At 65.7% G+C, this 14,882-nt stretch carries 11 protein-coding genes; 10 read left to right on the top strand and 1 reads right to left on the bottom strand.

Translation table 11 applies throughout. From position 1 onward, the window contains the following. Positions 1-10: 10 nt before the first annotated feature. The 8 genes from DIE15_RS27655 to ugpQ all read left to right on the top strand — a co-directional run bounded on the left by DIE15_RS27655 (position 11) and on the right by ugpQ (position 8,045). Positions 11-565, top strand: a complete 555-nt coding sequence (locus DIE15_RS27655) for a shikimate kinase (RefSeq protein WP_063124306.1) — start codon at positions 11-13, stop codon at positions 563-565. Beyond that, the gene (gene aroB, locus DIE15_RS27650) at positions 562-1,641 is read left to right on the top strand and encodes a 3-dehydroquinate synthase (protein ID WP_124834835.1); all 1,080 of its coding nucleotides are present in this window, start codon (positions 562-564) and stop codon (positions 1,639-1,641) included. The genes DIE15_RS27655 and aroB overlap by 4 nt, the downstream gene beginning before the upstream one ends. Positions 1,642-1,682: 41 nt before the next feature. After that, entirely contained in the window at positions 1,683-2,891 is a 1,209-nt protein-coding gene (locus DIE15_RS27645; protein WP_124834834.1) for a deoxyguanosinetriphosphate triphosphohydrolase, read from the top strand. Between the two features lie 90 nt (positions 2,892-2,981). After that, on the top strand, positions 2,982-4,316 hold the full coding sequence (gene ugpB, locus DIE15_RS27640; RefSeq protein WP_057924792.1) for a sn-glycerol-3-phosphate ABC transporter substrate-binding protein UgpB: 1,335 nt from the start codon (positions 2,982-2,984) through the stop codon (positions 4,314-4,316). 92 nt (positions 4,317-4,408) lie between these two features. Then, positions 4,409-5,293 carry a sn-glycerol-3-phosphate ABC transporter permease UgpA gene (gene ugpA / locus DIE15_RS27635; protein ID WP_057924841.1) on the top strand — a complete coding sequence of 295 codons (885 nt, stop codon included), beginning with the start codon at positions 4,409-4,411 and terminating at the stop codon, positions 5,291-5,293. Then, a complete protein-coding gene (ugpE, locus tag DIE15_RS27630) occupies positions 5,290-6,135 on the top strand; it encodes a sn-glycerol-3-phosphate ABC transporter permease UgpE (RefSeq protein ID WP_057924791.1) in 846 nt (281 codons plus the stop codon). The genes ugpA and ugpE overlap by 4 nt, the downstream gene beginning before the upstream one ends. A gap of 31 nt (positions 6,136-6,166) precedes the next feature. Beyond that, positions 6,167-7,252 carry a sn-glycerol-3-phosphate import ATP-binding protein UgpC gene (locus DIE15_RS27625; RefSeq protein ID WP_124834833.1) on the top strand — a complete coding sequence of 362 codons (1,086 nt, stop codon included), beginning with the start codon at positions 6,167-6,169 and terminating at the stop codon, positions 7,250-7,252. 28 nt (positions 7,253-7,280) lie between these two features. Then, complete coding sequence (ugpQ, locus tag DIE15_RS27620; protein ID WP_124834832.1) at positions 7,281-8,045, top strand: glycerophosphodiester phosphodiesterase; 765 nt, start codon at positions 7,281-7,283, stop codon at positions 8,043-8,045. Between the two features lie 165 nt (positions 8,046-8,210). Here the strand turns inward: ugpQ and DIE15_RS27615 are convergent, their stop codons facing one another. Then, positions 8,211-8,942: an OmpW family protein gene (locus DIE15_RS27615; protein ID WP_057924788.1), complete on the bottom strand. Its 732-nt coding sequence runs from the start codon at positions 8,940-8,942 to the stop codon at positions 8,211-8,213. A 194-nt stretch (positions 8,943-9,136) separates the two neighbouring features. On the opposite strand from DIE15_RS27615, the gene DIE15_RS27610 reads away from it, so the two are divergent. After that, positions 9,137-9,850 carry a transposase gene (locus DIE15_RS27610; protein ID WP_057924787.1) on the top strand — a complete coding sequence of 238 codons (714 nt, stop codon included), beginning with the start codon at positions 9,137-9,139 and terminating at the stop codon, positions 9,848-9,850. Between the two features lie 289 nt (positions 9,851-10,139). After that, positions 10,140-14,843: a glutamate synthase-related protein gene (locus DIE15_RS27600; protein WP_124834831.1), complete on the top strand. Its 4,704-nt coding sequence runs from the start codon at positions 10,140-10,142 to the stop codon at positions 14,841-14,843. Positions 14,844-14,882: the final 39 nt, after the last annotated feature.

Raw genomic sequence — 14,882 nt, 5'->3', positions numbered from 1 at the left:
GAGGAAGCCGTTGCAAGCGCGGGACCCACATGCAAACGTATTTTTCGTCGGCCTTATGGGAGCGGGTAAGACCACCGTGGGCCGTGCGGTCGCGCGCCGGCTCGACAGGACGTTCTTCGATTCCGACCACGAAATCGAGGCCCGCACGGGTGCGCGCATTCCTGTGATCTTCGAGATGGAAGGCGAGGCCGGCTTCCGCGACCGCGAATCGCAGGTGATCGCCGATCTGACGCAGCGCGAGAACATCGTGCTCGCGACGGGCGGCGGCGCGGTGCTGCGCCCCGAAAATCGCGATTGCCTGAAAGGCAACGGCATCGTGATCTATCTGCGTGCCAATCCGCACGATCTGTGGCTGCGCACGCGCAAGGACAAGAACCGCCCGCTGTTGCAGACCGAAGATCCGAAGGCGCGTCTCGAAGCGCTCTACGAAGTGCGCGACCCGCTGTACCGCGAATGCGCGGACTTCATCATCGAGACCGGCCGTCCGTCGGTCAACGGCCTCGTCAACATGGTGCTGATGCAACTCGAACTGGCAGGCGTCATCGCCAAGCCGCTACAAGCATGATTACCGTCAACGTCGATCTGGGCGACCGCGCCTACCCGATTCACATTGGTGCCGGCCTGATCGGCCGCACCGAACTGTTCGCTCCTCACATCACCGGTTCGTCGGTCACGATCGTCACGAACACGACGGTCGATCCGCTCTACGGCGACGCGCTGCGCGCGGCGCTCGCGCCGCTCGGCAAGCGCGTATCGACGGTCGTGCTGCCTGACGGCGAGGCCTACAAGAACTGGGAAACGCTGAACTTGATCTTCGACGGCCTGCTGACCGAGCGCGCCGATCGCAAGACGACGCTCGTCGCACTCGGCGGCGGCGTGATCGGCGACATGACCGGCTTTGCCGCTGCGTGCTACATGCGCGGCGTGCCGTTCATCCAGGTGCCGACGACGCTGCTGTCGCAGGTCGATTCGTCGGTCGGCGGCAAGACCGGCATCAACCATCCGCTCGGCAAGAACATGATCGGCGCGTTCTACCAGCCGCAGGCGGTGATCGCCGATATCGGCGCGCTGACCACGCTGCCCGATCGCGAGCTGGCGGCCGGCATGGCCGAGGTCATCAAGACGGGCGCGATCGCCGATGCGGAATTCTTCGACTGGATCGAGGCGAACGTCGACGCGCTGAACCGCCGCGAGCCGGCCGCGCTCGCGCATGCGGTGAAGCGCTCGTGCGAGATCAAGGCGAGCGTGGTCGCGGCAGACGAACGCGAAGGCGGCCTGCGCGCGATCCTGAACTTCGGCCATACGTTCGGCCACGCGATCGAAGCCGGGCTCGGCTACGGCGAGTGGCTGCACGGCGAAGCGGTCGGCTGCGGGATGGTGATGGCGGGCGACCTGTCGGTGCGGCTCGGCCTCTTCGACGAAGCGTCTCGGCAGCGGCTCGATGCGGTGATCGCCGCCGCGCACCTGCCGGTCCGCGGGCCGGCACTCGGCGACGCGCGCTACATGGACCTGATGCGTGTCGACAAGAAGGCCGAAGCCGGCGCGATCAAGTTCATCCTGCTGAAGCGATTCGGCGATACGCTGATCACCCAGGCGCCCGACGAAGTCGTATTCGCTACTCTGGCGCAGACGACCCGGTAACGGCGCCCCGGATGCCCCGGCGCCCCTGACGTGGAGGAGACGTGAGCGAGACATCCAGCAGCAAACTGCCCGAGGCCGGCCGTGCATCCGTCGCGGCGCCGGCCGAGCCGCCGACGCTGGCGGCGCTGGAAGCCCATCTCGCTCCGTATGCCGCCCACGCGTCGCAGTCGCGCGGCCGCCGTCATCAGGAAACGCCGCCGGCGGCACGCACCGAATTCCAGCGCGACCGCGACCGCATCGTTCATTCGACCGCGTTCCGCCGGCTCGAATACAAGACGCAGGTCTTCGTCAATCACGAAGGCGACCTGTTCCGCACCCGCCTCACGCACAGCCTCGAAGTCGCGCAGATCGCGCGTTCGGTCGCGCGCAACCTGCGCCTGAACGAGGATCTCGTCGAAGCGATCTCGCTTGCGCACGATCTCGGCCATACGCCGTTCGGCCATGCCGGACAGGACGCGCTGAATGCGTGCATGCGCGAGCACGGCGGCTTCGAGCACAACCTGCAGAGCCTGGCCGTCGTCGACGAGCTCGAGGAGCACTACGGCGCGTTCAACGGCCTGAACCTGTGCTTCGAGACGCGCGAAGGCATCCTCAAGCACTGCTCGCGCGAGAATGCACGCAAGCTCGGCGCGCTCGGCGAGCGTTTCCTGCAAGGCCGCCAGCCGTCGCTGGAAGCGCAGCTCGCGAACATCGCGGATGAAATCGCATACAACAACCATGACGTCGACGACGGCCTGCGCTCCGGCCTGATCACGGTCGAGCAGCTCGCCGAAGTCGAGCTCTGGCAGCGCCACTACGACGCCGCGCTCGCCGAATTCCCGCACCTCGAAGGCCGCCGCCTCGTGCACGAGACGGTGCGCCGCATCATCAACACGCTGATCGTCGACCTGATCGACGAGACCACGCGCAATCTCGCCCGCGTCGCGCCCACGTCGCTCGACGACGTGCGCGCGGCGCCGCCGCTCGTCGCGCACAGCGAAGCGGTCGCCGCGCAGGCGGCCGCCCTCAAGCGCTTCCTGTTCAAGAACCTGTACCGCCACTACAAGGTGATGCGCATGGCGAACAAGGCGCAGCGTGTCGTCACCGGGTTGTTCGACGCGTTCATCGACGATCCGCGCCTGCTGCCGCCGCCATACCAGTCGGACGACGGCGCGCAGCAGCCACGCCTCGTCGCGCACTACATCGCCGGCATGACCGACCGCTTCGCGCTGAAGGAATATCAGCGCCTGTTCGTCATCAACGACAACTGACTGTCACAAACGATCACTAGACTTCGCCGGTTCAATGGCGACGGGAATGTTGCACACGCTGTTGGTAACGTTTTCATAGGAGAGAGGTCGATGAAGAAGAAGCCTGCGGGGACCCTGGTTCGTTCGATCGCGCTTGGCGGCGCGCTGATGTTCGGTGTGCAGCATGCGGCGTTCGCCGTGACGGAGATCCAGTTCTGGCATGCGATGGAGTCGGCGCTTGGCGAGCGCGTGAACGAGCTCGCCGCGCAGTTCAATGCATCGCAGAGCGACTACAAGATCGTGCCGGTCTTCAAGGGCACCTACGACCAGGCGCTCGCGGCGGGCATCGCCGCGTATCGCAGCGGCAATGCGCCGGCGATCCTCCAGGTCTATGAAGTCGGCACCGCGACCATGATGCAGGCGAAGAAGGCCGTCGTGCCCGTCTACGACGTGTTCAAGCAGGCCGGCATGCCGCTCGACGAAAAGGCGTTCGTGCCGACCATCGCGAGCTACTACAGCGATGCGAAGACGGGCCATCTCGTGTCGATGCCGTTCAACAGCTCGACGCCGGTGCTGTACTACAACAAGGACGCGTTCAAGAAGGCCGGGCTCGATCCGAACCAGCCGCCGAAGACGTGGGCCGACGTGCAGGCCGACGCGGAGAAGCTGCGCAAGTCGGGCATGGCGTGCGGCTTCACGACCGGCTGGCAAGGCTGGATCCAGCTCGAGAACTACAGCGCGTGGCATGCGCTGCCGTTCGCGAGCCGCAACAACGGCTTCGACGGCACCGACGCGGTGCTCGAATTCAACAAGCCGCAGCAGATCGCCCACATCGCGTTCCTGCAGCAGATGATGAAGGACGGCACGTTCACGTATGCGGGCCGCAAGGACGAAGCGTCGGCGAAGTTCTACAGCGGCGACTGCGGGATCATGACGACGTCGTCCGGCGCGCTCGCGAACGTGCAGAAGTTCGCGAAGTTCAGCTACGGCACCGGGATGATGCCGTACGACGCGAACGTGAAGGGCGCACCGCAGAACGCGATCATCGGCGGTGCGAGCCTGTGGGTGCTGGCCGGCAAGGATCCGGCGACCTACAAGGGCGTCGCGAAATTCCTCGCGTTCCTGGCCTCGCCGCCGATCGCCGCGAAGTGGCACCAGGAAACGGGCTACCTGCCGGTCACGACGGCCGCGTACGACCTCACGCGCCAGCAGGGTTTCTATGCGAAGAACCCGAGCGCGGAAACCGCGATCAAGCAGATGATGAACAAGCCGCCGCTGCCCTACACAAAGGGGCTGCGTCTCGGCAACATGCCGCAGATCCGCACGGTCGTCGACGAAGAGCTGGAGCAGGTCTGGGCGCAGAAGAAGTCGCCGAAGGACGCGCTCGACTCGGCGGCCTCGCGCGGCGACGAGCTGCTGCGCCGCTTCGAGAAGTCGGGCGGCTGAGCCCGCATCGCGTTCGTGCCGCCGGCCGCCGCGTCGCGCGTGCGCGCCGGCGGCGCGGCTCCCTTTCCGTTTTGCCTGACCGGATGCCCGCGATGCAATCCCGTTCCCGTTTCGGCGCGAGCCTGCTGCCGTACCTGCTGATCGCGCCGCAACTCGCGATCACCGCCGTATTCTTCCTGTGGCCGGCCGGCGTCGCGCTGTGGCAGTCAACGCAGATGCAGGACGCGTTCGGCACGTCGAGCGAATTCGTCGGCTTCGCGAACTTCACGCACCTGTTTGCCGATCCGCTGTACCTCGACTCGTTCCGCACGACGCTGGTGTTCAGTTCGCTCGTCACGGTCAGTGGGCTCGTCGTGTCGCTGCTGCTCGCCGCGTGCGCCGACCGCGTGATCCGCGGCGCGCGTGTGTACCGCACGCTGCTGATCTGGCCGTACGCGGTCGCCCCGACGATCGCCGCCGTGCTGTGGGCGTTCCTGTTCAACCCGAGCATCGGCCTCGTCACCTATGCGCTCGCGAAGGGCGGCATCGTGTGGAATCACGCGCTGAACGGCGGCCAGGCGATGTTCCTCGTCGTGCTCGCATCGGTGTGGAAGCAGGTGAGCTACAACTTCCTGTTCTTCTACGCGGGGCTGCAGGCGATCCCGCGCTCGCTGATCGAGGCGGCGGCGATCGACGGCGCGGGGCCGGTGCGGCGCTTCTTCAACATCGTGCTGCCGCTGCTGTCGCCGACGAGCTTCTTCCTGCTGGTCGTGAACCTCGTCTACGCGTTCTTCGACACCTTCCCGGTGATCGACGCGGCCACCGCGGGCGGCCCCGCGCAAAGCACGAAGACGCTGATCTACAAGATCTTCACGGAAGGTTTCCAGGGGCTCGACATCGGCAGTTCGGGTGCGCAGTCGGTCGTGCTGATGATCATCGTGGTCGGGCTCACGGTAATCCAGTTCCGCTTCGTCGAACGCAGGGTGCAATACGCATGATCGAAAATCGCAAGGGCTTCGACCTGTTCTGCCACGCGGTACTGATCGCGGGCGTCGTGCTGATCGTGTTCCCCGTGTACGTCGCGTTCTGCGCGGCGACGATGAACGCGCAGGAAGTGTTCACGATCCCGCTGTCGCTGGTGCCGAGCACGCACCTGCTGGAGAACATCGCGTACATCTGGGGGCACGGCAGCGGCGGCACGACCGCGCCGTTCGGCCGGCTGCTCGTGAACAGCTTCGTGATGGCGCTCGGCATCGCGGTCGGCAAGATCGCGATGTCGATCCTGTCCGCGTACGCGATCGTCTACTTCCGCTTCCCGTTCCGCAACACGGCGTTCTGGCTGATCTTCATCACGCTGATGCTGCCGGTCGAGGTGCGGATCTTTCCGACGGTGCAGGTCGTGTCGACGCTGCATCTGACGAACACCTACGCCGGACTCACGCTGCCACTGATCGCGTCGGCGACCGCGACGTTCCTGTTCCGCCAGTTCTTCATGACGCTGCCCGACGAGCTGATGGACGCCGCACGCATCGACGGCGCGGGGCCGCTGCGCTTCTTCTGGGACGTCGTGCTGCCGCTGTCGAAGACGAGCATCGCGGCGCTGTTCGTGATCACGTTCATCTACGGCTGGAACCAGTATCTGTGGCCGATCCTGATCACGACGGAGGCGTCGCTGTCGACGGCGGTGGTCGGCATCAAGACGATGATCGCGAGCGGCGACGCCGCGACCGAATGGCAATACGTGATGGCGGCGACGCTGCTGGCGATGATTCCGCCGCTCGTCGTCGTGCTGGCGATGCAGCGCTGGTTCGTGCGCGGCCTCGTCGATTCCGAGAAGTAACCAACGACGGTAACCGGGAGAAGGACCAGGTATGGCTGCGCTGAGCTTGAAGGGCGTCAGGAAATCCTACGACGGCAAGCAGCACGTGTTGCATGGCATCGACGTGGAGATCGCCGATGGCGAATTCATCGTGCTGGTCGGCCCGTCGGGCTGTGGCAAGTCGACGCTGCTGCGAATGATCGCGGGGCTCGAGACGGTGACGGACGGCGAGATCGCGATCGGCGATCGCGTGGTCAACGCGCTGGAGCCGAAGGATCGCGACATCGCGATGGTGTTCCAGAACTACGCGCTGTATCCGCACATGACGGTCGCGCAGAACATGGGCTACGGGCTGAAGATCCGTGGCATCGAGCGCGCGGCGATCGACGCGCGGGTGGCAGCGGCCGCGAAGATCCTCGAACTCGAGCCGCTGCTCGCGCGGCGGCCGCGTGAGCTGTCGGGCGGCCAGCGGCAGCGCGTCGCGATGGGGCGTGCGATCGTGCGCGAGCCGTCGGTGTTCCTGTTCGACGAGCCGCTGTCGAACCTCGATGCGAAGCTGCGCGTGCAGATGCGGCTCGAGATCCAGCGGCTGCATGCGCGGCTCGCGACGACGAGCGTGTATGTGACGCACGACCAGATCGAGGCGATGACGCTCGCGCAGCGCGTGATCGTGATGAACCGCGGCTATGCGGAGCAGATCGGCGCGCCGGTCGACGTGTACGAGAAGCCGGCGACGGTGTTCGTCGCGGGCTTCATCGGCTCGCCGGCGATGAACCTGATGCACGGCCGGCTGTCGGAGGATGGCGCGACGTTTACGGTCGCGGGCGGCGGCCCGGCGCTGCCGGTCGCCGGCGCGCCCGGCATCGGCACCGCGATCGCCACCGGGCGCGACTGGGTGCTCGGCGTGCGTCCCGAACACATGACGCCGCAGCCGGGTGTCGCGCAGGCGGCGCTGCCGGTCGACTCGTGCGAGCTGCTCGGCGCGGACAACCTCGCGCACGGCCGCTGGGGCAACCACGACGTCGCGGTGCGCCTGCCGCACGCGGATCGTCCCGCGCGCGGCACGGCACTCGCCGCCGCGCTGCCCGCGCACCGGCTGCATTTCTTCGATCCCGAGACCGGCAAGCGCGCCGGCTGATCCTGACGAACCTGCTGCGAGGCCCACGATGACTTCCCGTACCGACTGGCCCTATCCGCGCGTCGTCGCCCATCGCGGCGGCGGCACGCTCGCGCCGGAGAACACGCTCGCCGCGCTCGACGAGGGCGCGCGGCGCGGTCACCGGATGGTCGAGTTCGACGCGAAGCTGTCCGCCGACGACGTGACGTTCCTGCTGCACGACGATACGGTCGACCGCACGTCGAGCGGCAGCGGGCCGGCGGCGGGCATGCGTTATGCGGCGCTGGCCGCGCTCGACGCGGGCGCCTGGTTCGACGCGCGCTTCGCAGGCGAACGGATGCCGACGCTCGAGGCGGCGGCGGCGCGCTGCATCGCGCACGGGCTGGCGGCGAACGTCGAGATCAAGCCGTGCCTGGGCCGCGAGCGCGACACGGGGCAGCGGGTGGCGGCCGATGCGGCCGCGTACTGGCGTGGCGCGGCGGTGCCGCCGCTGCTGTCGTCGTTCTCGTTCGACGCGCTGCAACAGGCGCGCGCGAGCGCACCGGCGCTGCCGCGCGGGATGCTGTACGAGGCGGTGCCGGACGACTGGCACGCGCAGGTCGTCGGCGCGCTCGGCTGTGTATCGTTGCACGCAAACCACAAGGAACTCGACGAACCACGCGTGCGAGCGATCAAGGCGGCCGGGCTGCGCATCCTGGTTTATACGGTCAACGACCTCGCCCGGGCGCGCGAACTCGTGCGCTGGGGTGTCGATGCGGTCTGCACGGACCGCATCGACCTGATCGGCCCGACGGCACTCGACGACATCGTGTAACGCTGCGCATCCGGCAAAACCCTGCACGGGAACGTGCCTGACGCGAAAAAACGACGCCCCGGCGGGATTCCGACCGGGGCGTTTTGCATCGCGGGCCCGTTACTCGAGGAAAAATCCGCTACAAATTGCAGCAGGATTAACCATTCCCCAAATATTCGACTACGCTTAGAAGCGGTAGCCGACGTTGAGGTACGTGACGATCGGGTTGAGCGAGATCTTCGCTTTCGACGTCTCGGTCAGGGTGCCGACCGGCGTCCGGCGGGCCGTCGTGAAGGTTGCGGTCACGCTGACCGGAATGTACGAGATCGACAGCCCCCCGAACCAGTGTTTCGTGAAGTTGTACGTGAAGCCGGCATTGAACACGGGCGCCCACTGGTTGCTGGTCGTAGCGCTGGTCGGGCCACCGAGCACGCCGTTCTCGAAGCTGCTGTTTGTGATCTTTGCGCCGGTGAACCAGACATACGTCGCGCCGACGCCGACATACGGACGGAACTTCGCGTTGGCGTCGTTGAAGTGGTAGCGAAGCAATAGGGCGGGGCTCCACTGATACGCGCGGCCGAGTACGCCGAACTTTTCGAACTGACCCTTGCCGGTAATGTCGAACTTCGGCGGTATCCCCATGACGAGTTCGGTGGAGATGTGGTCGGTGACGAAGTAGCCAGCTGCGAGCCCAATCGTATCGGCGTCGTTGATGCCGGCTCCCGTGTTGGGGATCGATTGGTTGATGGGCGTGCCGCCGACACCGTACAGGAACAGCGGGTCGCTGCTGTCCTGCGGCGAAAGGTGCAGCCAGCCGGTGCTGACGTAGAAATCACCGGCGGATTGTGCATGTGCCGTACCGCCCGCGAACGTAAATGCGAGCGCTGCAGCCCCCGTAATGGCCAGTTTTCGTTTCATTGTGTCTCCTCCGATCAAAAGGCGTGCTCATTATGACGACTGCGTTTAAAACCAAACAAGCTCGCAAGTTAGAGTTTTCACCCTAGGATTAGTACGACCGTACGCTTCCGCGCCCCGCAGGGACAGGCATTCTACGCAGGTGCGCAATTTCGGACCTCCGGGTATTTCCTAACGCGTTCAAACGGACATTCAGCATGGCACGGTTAGCACGACTCTACGTTCCCGACCAGCCGCAGCACGTGATACTGCGCGGCCTGGATCAGCAACCCGCGTTCGTCGACGACCAGGACTACGAACTCTTCATCGATTGTCTGAAGGCCGCGGCACGCGATCACCATCTTTCGGTACATGCCTATGTGCTGCTCCCGCGTCAGGTGCAGCTTCTCGTGACGCCGAGCGACGAGGCGAGCCTGCCGAAGGCGATGCAGGCGGTCGGTCGCCGCTACGTCGCGCATTTCAACCGGCGCTACTCGCGCCGCGGCACCTTGTGGGAAGGCCGCTATCGCGCGACCGTGATCGAAGGCGAGCGCTATTTCCTGCTCGCGAGCCGCGTGGTCGAGATGAGTCCCGTGCGTTCGCAGCTGGCCGCGACGCCCGAGGCCTATCGCTGGTCGAGCTACCGGCACCACGTCGGGCTCACCGTCGACAGCCTGATCACCGACCATCCGCTCTACTGGGCGCTCGGCAACACGCCGTTCGACCGTCAGCGCGCGTACAAGGAGCTGTGCGAACAGCCGCTCGACGAACGGCAGGCCGATCAGCTCCAGCAGGCGACGCTCAAGGGCTGGGTGCTCGGCGGCGAGAACTACCGCGAGTGGGCGGCGCGCACCGCGAATCGCCGCGTGTCGCCGCTGCCGCGCGGACGCCCCAGAAAGGTGCGTGAAAACACACCGCCGATCCAGCAGTAATGCAGGAACGGCGGTTCAGGAGGCGGCGCTGCGGGCGCCGCTTCTTTTTGCACCAAGTCGATACAGCCCCAATAAAATGGCACCAGATAGAGGCATCCGTTTAATTGGGGTTCGATCATGCGGTTTTTGTTGCTATTCCTTTGATTCGTCGCGTATATTCCGAATTCCGGTGGCCTGGGCGAAGCTCGCCCAACCACTGTCGGCCGTGCCGTCTCCCGTCGGGAGCGGGATCGACGGCAACAAAAAAATGGTTCAACGGCCCTCGAGGCCCCTTTACGACGGTGTCCCCATGAACGACCACCAGAAGCCGCTCGCCGCGGTGCCCGCCGCACAAGGTCTGTACGACCCGCAAAACGAACATGACGCCTGTGGCGTCGGTTTCGTCGCTCACATCAAGGGCAAGAAGAGCCACGAGATCATTCAGCAGGGTCTGAAGATCCTCGAGAACCTCGATCACCGTGGCGCGGTCGGTGCCGATCCGCTGATGGGTGACGGCGCCGGCATCCTGATCCAGATTCCGGACGCGTTCTATCGCGAGGAAATGTCGAAGCAGGGCGTGACGCTGCCGCCGGCCGGTGAATATGGGGTCGGCATGATCTTCCTGCCGAAGGAAAACGCGTCGCGTCTCGCGTGCGAGCAGGAGCTCGAGCGGACGGTGCGGGCAGAGGGCCAGGTCGTGCTCGGCTGGCGCGACGTGCCGGTCGACCACGCGATGCCGATCTCGCCGACGGTCAAGGCGAGCGAGCCGCTGATCCGCCAGATCTTCATCGGCCGCGGCAAGGACATCATGGTGACGGACGCGCTCGAGCGGAAGCTGTACGTGATCCGCAAGACCGCGAGCCACCGCATCCAGGCGCTGAAGCTCAAGCACGGCAAGGAATACTTCGTGCCGTCGATGTCGGCGCGCACGATCGTCTACAAGGGGCTGCTGCTGGCGGGCCAGGTCGGCGTGTACTACCGCGACCTGCAGGACGAGCGCGTCGTGTCGGCGCTCGCGCTCGTGCACCAGCGCTTCTCGACCAACACGTTCCCGGCATGGGAACTCGCTCACCCGTACCGGATGATCGCGCACAACGGCGAGATCAACACCGTGAAGGGCAACGTGAACTGGCTGAACGCGCGTACCGGCGCGATCGCGTCGCACGTGCTCGCCGATGATCTTCCGAAGCTGTGGCCGCTGATCTACCCGGGCCAGTCCGACACGGCATCGTTCGACAACTGTCTCGAGCTGCTGGTGATGGCCGGCTACCCGCTCGTGCACGCGGTGATGATGATGATCCCGGAAGCGTGGGAACAGCACACGCTGATGGACGAGAACCGCCGCGCGTTCTACGAATACCACGCCGCGATGATGGAGCCGTGGGACGGCCCCGCCGCGATCGCGTTCACCGACGGCCGCCAGATCGGCGCGACGCTCGACCGTAACGGCCTGCGCCCGGCGCGCTACATCGTGACCGACGACGACCTCGTCATCATGGCGTCGGAAGCCGGCACGCTGCCGATCCCCGAATCGAAGATCGTCAAGAAGTGGCGCCTGCAGCCGGGCAAGATGTTCCTGATCGACATGGAACACGGCCGCATCATCGACGACAAGGAGCTCAAGGACAACCTCGCGAACGCGAAGCCGTACAAGAGCTGGATCGACGCCGTGCGCATCAAGCTCGACGAGATCGAGCCGAACGCCGAGGACGTCGCGGCCGGCCGCACGCAGGGCGCCGCGCTGCTCGATCGCCAGCAGGCGTTCGGCTACACGCAGGAAGACCTGAAGTTCCTGATGGCGCCGATGGCGCAGCAGGGTGAAGAGGCCGTCGGTTCGATGGGCAACGACTCGCCGCTCGCGGTGATGTCGAACAAGAACAAGACGCTCTACCACTACTTCAAGCAGCTGTTCGCGCAGGTCACGAACCCGCCGATCGACCCGATCCGCGAGAACATGGTCATGTCGCTCGTGTCGTTCATCGGCCCGAAGCCGAACCTGCTCGACACGAACAACATCAACCCGCCGATGCGTCTCGAAGTGTCGCAGCCGGTGCTCGACTTCAAGGACATCGCGAAGATCCGCGCGATCGACCAGTACACGGGCGGCAAGTTCAGCGCATACGAACTGAACATCTGCTACCCGGTCGCATGGGGCAAGGAAGGCATCGAGGCGCGCCTCGCATCGCTGTGCGCGGAAGCCGTCGACGCGGTGAAGTCGGGCTACAACATGCTGATCGTGTCGGACCGCAAGACGGACGCCGAGCACGTTGCGATTCCGGCGCTGCTCGCCACGTCGGCGATCCACTCGCACCTCGTCCAGCAAGGGCTGCGCACGAGCACGGGCCTCGTCGTCGAGACGGGCTCCGCACGTGAGACGCACCACTTCGCGCTGCTCGCGGGCTACGGCGCGGAAGCCGTGCACCCGTACCTCGCGATGGAAACGCTCGCGAAGATGGCCGAAGGCCTGTCGGGCGACCTGTCGCCGGAGAAGGCCGTCTACAACTTCACGAAGGCGGTCGGCAAGGGCCTGCAGAAGGTGATGTCGAAGATGGGCATCTCGACGTACATGTCGTACACGGGCGCGCAGATCTTCGAAGCGCTCGGCCTGTCGAGCGACCTCGTCGAGAAGTACTTCAAGGGCACGGCCTCGAAGGTCGGCGGTATCGGCCTGTTCGAAGTCGCGGAAGAAGCGATCCGCCTGCACCGCGATGCATTCGGCGACAGCCCGGTCCTGCGCGACATGCTCGACGCGGGCGGCGAGTACGCATACCGCGTGCGCGGCGAAGATCACATGTGGACGCCGGACTCGATCGCGAAGCTCCAGCACGCGACGCGCAGCAACTCGTACCAGACGTACAAGGAGTACGCGCACCTGATCAACGACCAGACCAAGCGTCACATGACGTTCCGCGGCCTGTTCGAGTTCAAGGTCGAGCCGACCAAGGCCATCCCGATCGACGACGTCGAGTCGGCGAAGGACATCGTCAAGCGCTTCGCGACGGGCGCGATGTCGCTCGGTTCGATCAGCACGGAAGCGCACGCAACCCTCGCGATCGCAATGAACCGGATCGGCGGCAAGTCGAACACCGGTGAAGGCGGTGAGGACGAGAAGCGCTATCGTAACGAACTGCGCGGCATTCCGATCAAGTCGGGCGAGACGCTGAAGTCGGTGATCGGCGATGAAATCGTCAGCGATATTCCACTGAAGGACGGCGATTCGCTGCGCTCGAAGATCAAGCAGGTCGCGTCGGGCCGCTTCGGCGTCACGGCCGAGTACCTCGCGTCGGCCGACCAGATCCAGATCAAGATGGCGCAGGGTGCTAAGCCGGGCGAAGGCGGCCAGCTGCCGGGCCACAAGGTATCCGAATACATCGGCAAGCTGCGTTACTCGGTGCCGGGCGTCGGCCTGATCTCGCCTCCGCCGCACCACGACATCTACTCGATCGAGGATCTGGCGCAGCTGATCCACGACCTGAAGAACGTGAACCCGAGCGCGAGCATCTCCGTGAAGCTGGTGTCGGAAGTCGGTGTCGGCACGGTCGCGGCCGGTGTCGCGAAGGCGAAGGCCGATCACGTCGTGATCGCCGGCCATGACGGCGGCACGGGTGCGTCGCCGCTGTCGTCGGTCAAGCACGCAGGCACGCCGTGGGAACTCGGCCTCGCCGAAACGCAGCAGACGCTGGTGCTGAACCGCCTGCGCGGCCGCATCCGCGTGCAGGCCGACGGCCAGATGAAGACCGGCCGCGACGTCGTGATCGGCGCGCTGCTCGGCGCGGACGAATTCGGCTTCGCGACGGCGCCGCTCGTCGTCGAGGGCTGCATCATGATGCGCAAGTGCCACCTGAACACGTGCCCGGTCGGCGTCGCGACGCAGGATCCGGTGCTGCGTGCGAAGTTCAAGGGCCAGCCCGAGCACGTCGTGAACTACTTCTTCTTCGTCGCCGAGGAAGTGCGCGAGATCATGGCGCAGCTCGGCGTCGCGAAGTTCGACGACCTGATCGGCCGTGCCGACCTGCTCGACACCCGCAAGGGCATCGAGCACTGGAAGGCGAAGGGCCTCGACTTCTCGCGCGTGTTCTACCAGCCGGAAGAGTGCGAAGACGTCGCACCGCGTCACGTCGACGTGCAGGATCACGGCCTCGAGCGCGCGCTCGACCACGTGCTGATCGAAAAAGCGAAGGCCGCGATCGAGAATGGCGAGCACGTGTCGTTCATCCAGCCGGTGCGCAACGTGAACCGTACCGTCGGCGCGATGCTGTCGGGCGTGATCGCGAAGAAGCACGGCCACGACGGCCTGTCCGACGACGCGGTGCACATCCAGCTGAAGGGCACGGCCGGCCAGAGCTTCGGCGCGTTCCTCGCGAAGGGCGTGACGCTCGACCTCGTCGGCGACGGCAACGACTACGTCGGCAAGGGCCTGTCGGGCGGCCGGATCATTATCCGTCCGACCAACGACTTCCGCGGCAAGTCCGAGGAAAACATCATCTGCGGCAACACGGTGATGTACGGCGCGATCGAAGGCGAATCGTTCTTCCGCGGTGTGGCGGGCGAGCGCTTCTGCGTGCGCAACTCGGGCGCGACGGCGGTCGTCGAAGGCACGGGCGACCACGGCTGCGAATACATGACGGGCGGCACGGTCGTCGTGCTCGGCGAAACCGGGCGCAACTTCGCGGCCGGCATGTCGGGCGGTCTCGCGTACATCTACGATCCGGAAGGCACGTTTGCGGCTAAGTGCAACAAGTCGATGGTCGCGCTCGAGCCGGTGCTGCAGCAGGCCGAGCAGGAGCGCACGGTCGACCGCGCGCTCTGGCACGAAGGCACGACGGACGAAGCGCTGCTCAAGGGGCTCGTCGAGCGTCATTTCCAGTTCACGGGTTCGCCGCGCGCGAAGTCGCTGCTGGAAAACTGGGACGCGGCGCGCCGCCAGTTCGTGAAGGTGTTCCCGCACGAATACAAGCGCGCGCTAGGCGAGATCGGTGCGAAGAAGGCGGCGAAGGAAGTGCTGGCCGCCTGAGCGACGAACGACATAGCGAATGCCGCGCGCGCATGATTG

This window comes from Burkholderia sp. Bp9031 (assembly GCF_003857965.1).
GTDB lineage: Bacteria > Pseudomonadota > Gammaproteobacteria > Burkholderiales > Burkholderiaceae > Burkholderia > Burkholderia ambifaria_A.
This window is presented reverse-complemented; position numbering and strand designations above follow the sequence as displayed.

Coding starts and splice junctions, on each gene's coding strand:
- DIE15_RS27600 (WP_124834831.1), top strand. CDS start 10,140: ATGAACGACCACCAGAAGCCGCTCGCCGCGGTGCCCGCCGCACAAGGT.
- DIE15_RS27610 (WP_057924787.1), top strand. CDS start 9,137: ATGGCACGGTTAGCACGACTCTACGTTCCCGACCAGCCGCAGCACGTG.
- ugpQ (WP_124834832.1), top strand. CDS start 7,281: ATGACTTCCCGTACCGACTGGCCCTATCCGCGCGTCGTCGCCCATCGC.
- DIE15_RS27615 (WP_057924788.1), bottom strand. CDS start 8,942: ATGAAACGAAAACTGGCCATTACGGGGGCTGCAGCGCTCGCATTTACG.
- ugpB (WP_057924792.1), top strand. CDS start 2,982: ATGAAGAAGAAGCCTGCGGGGACCCTGGTTCGTTCGATCGCGCTTGGC.
- aroB (WP_124834835.1), top strand. CDS start 562: ATGATTACCGTCAACGTCGATCTGGGCGACCGCGCCTACCCGATTCAC.
- ugpE (WP_057924791.1), top strand. CDS start 5,290: ATGATCGAAAATCGCAAGGGCTTCGACCTGTTCTGCCACGCGGTACTG.
- ugpA (WP_057924841.1), top strand. CDS start 4,409: ATGCAATCCCGTTCCCGTTTCGGCGCGAGCCTGCTGCCGTACCTGCTG.
- DIE15_RS27625 (WP_124834833.1), top strand. CDS start 6,167: ATGGCTGCGCTGAGCTTGAAGGGCGTCAGGAAATCCTACGACGGCAAG.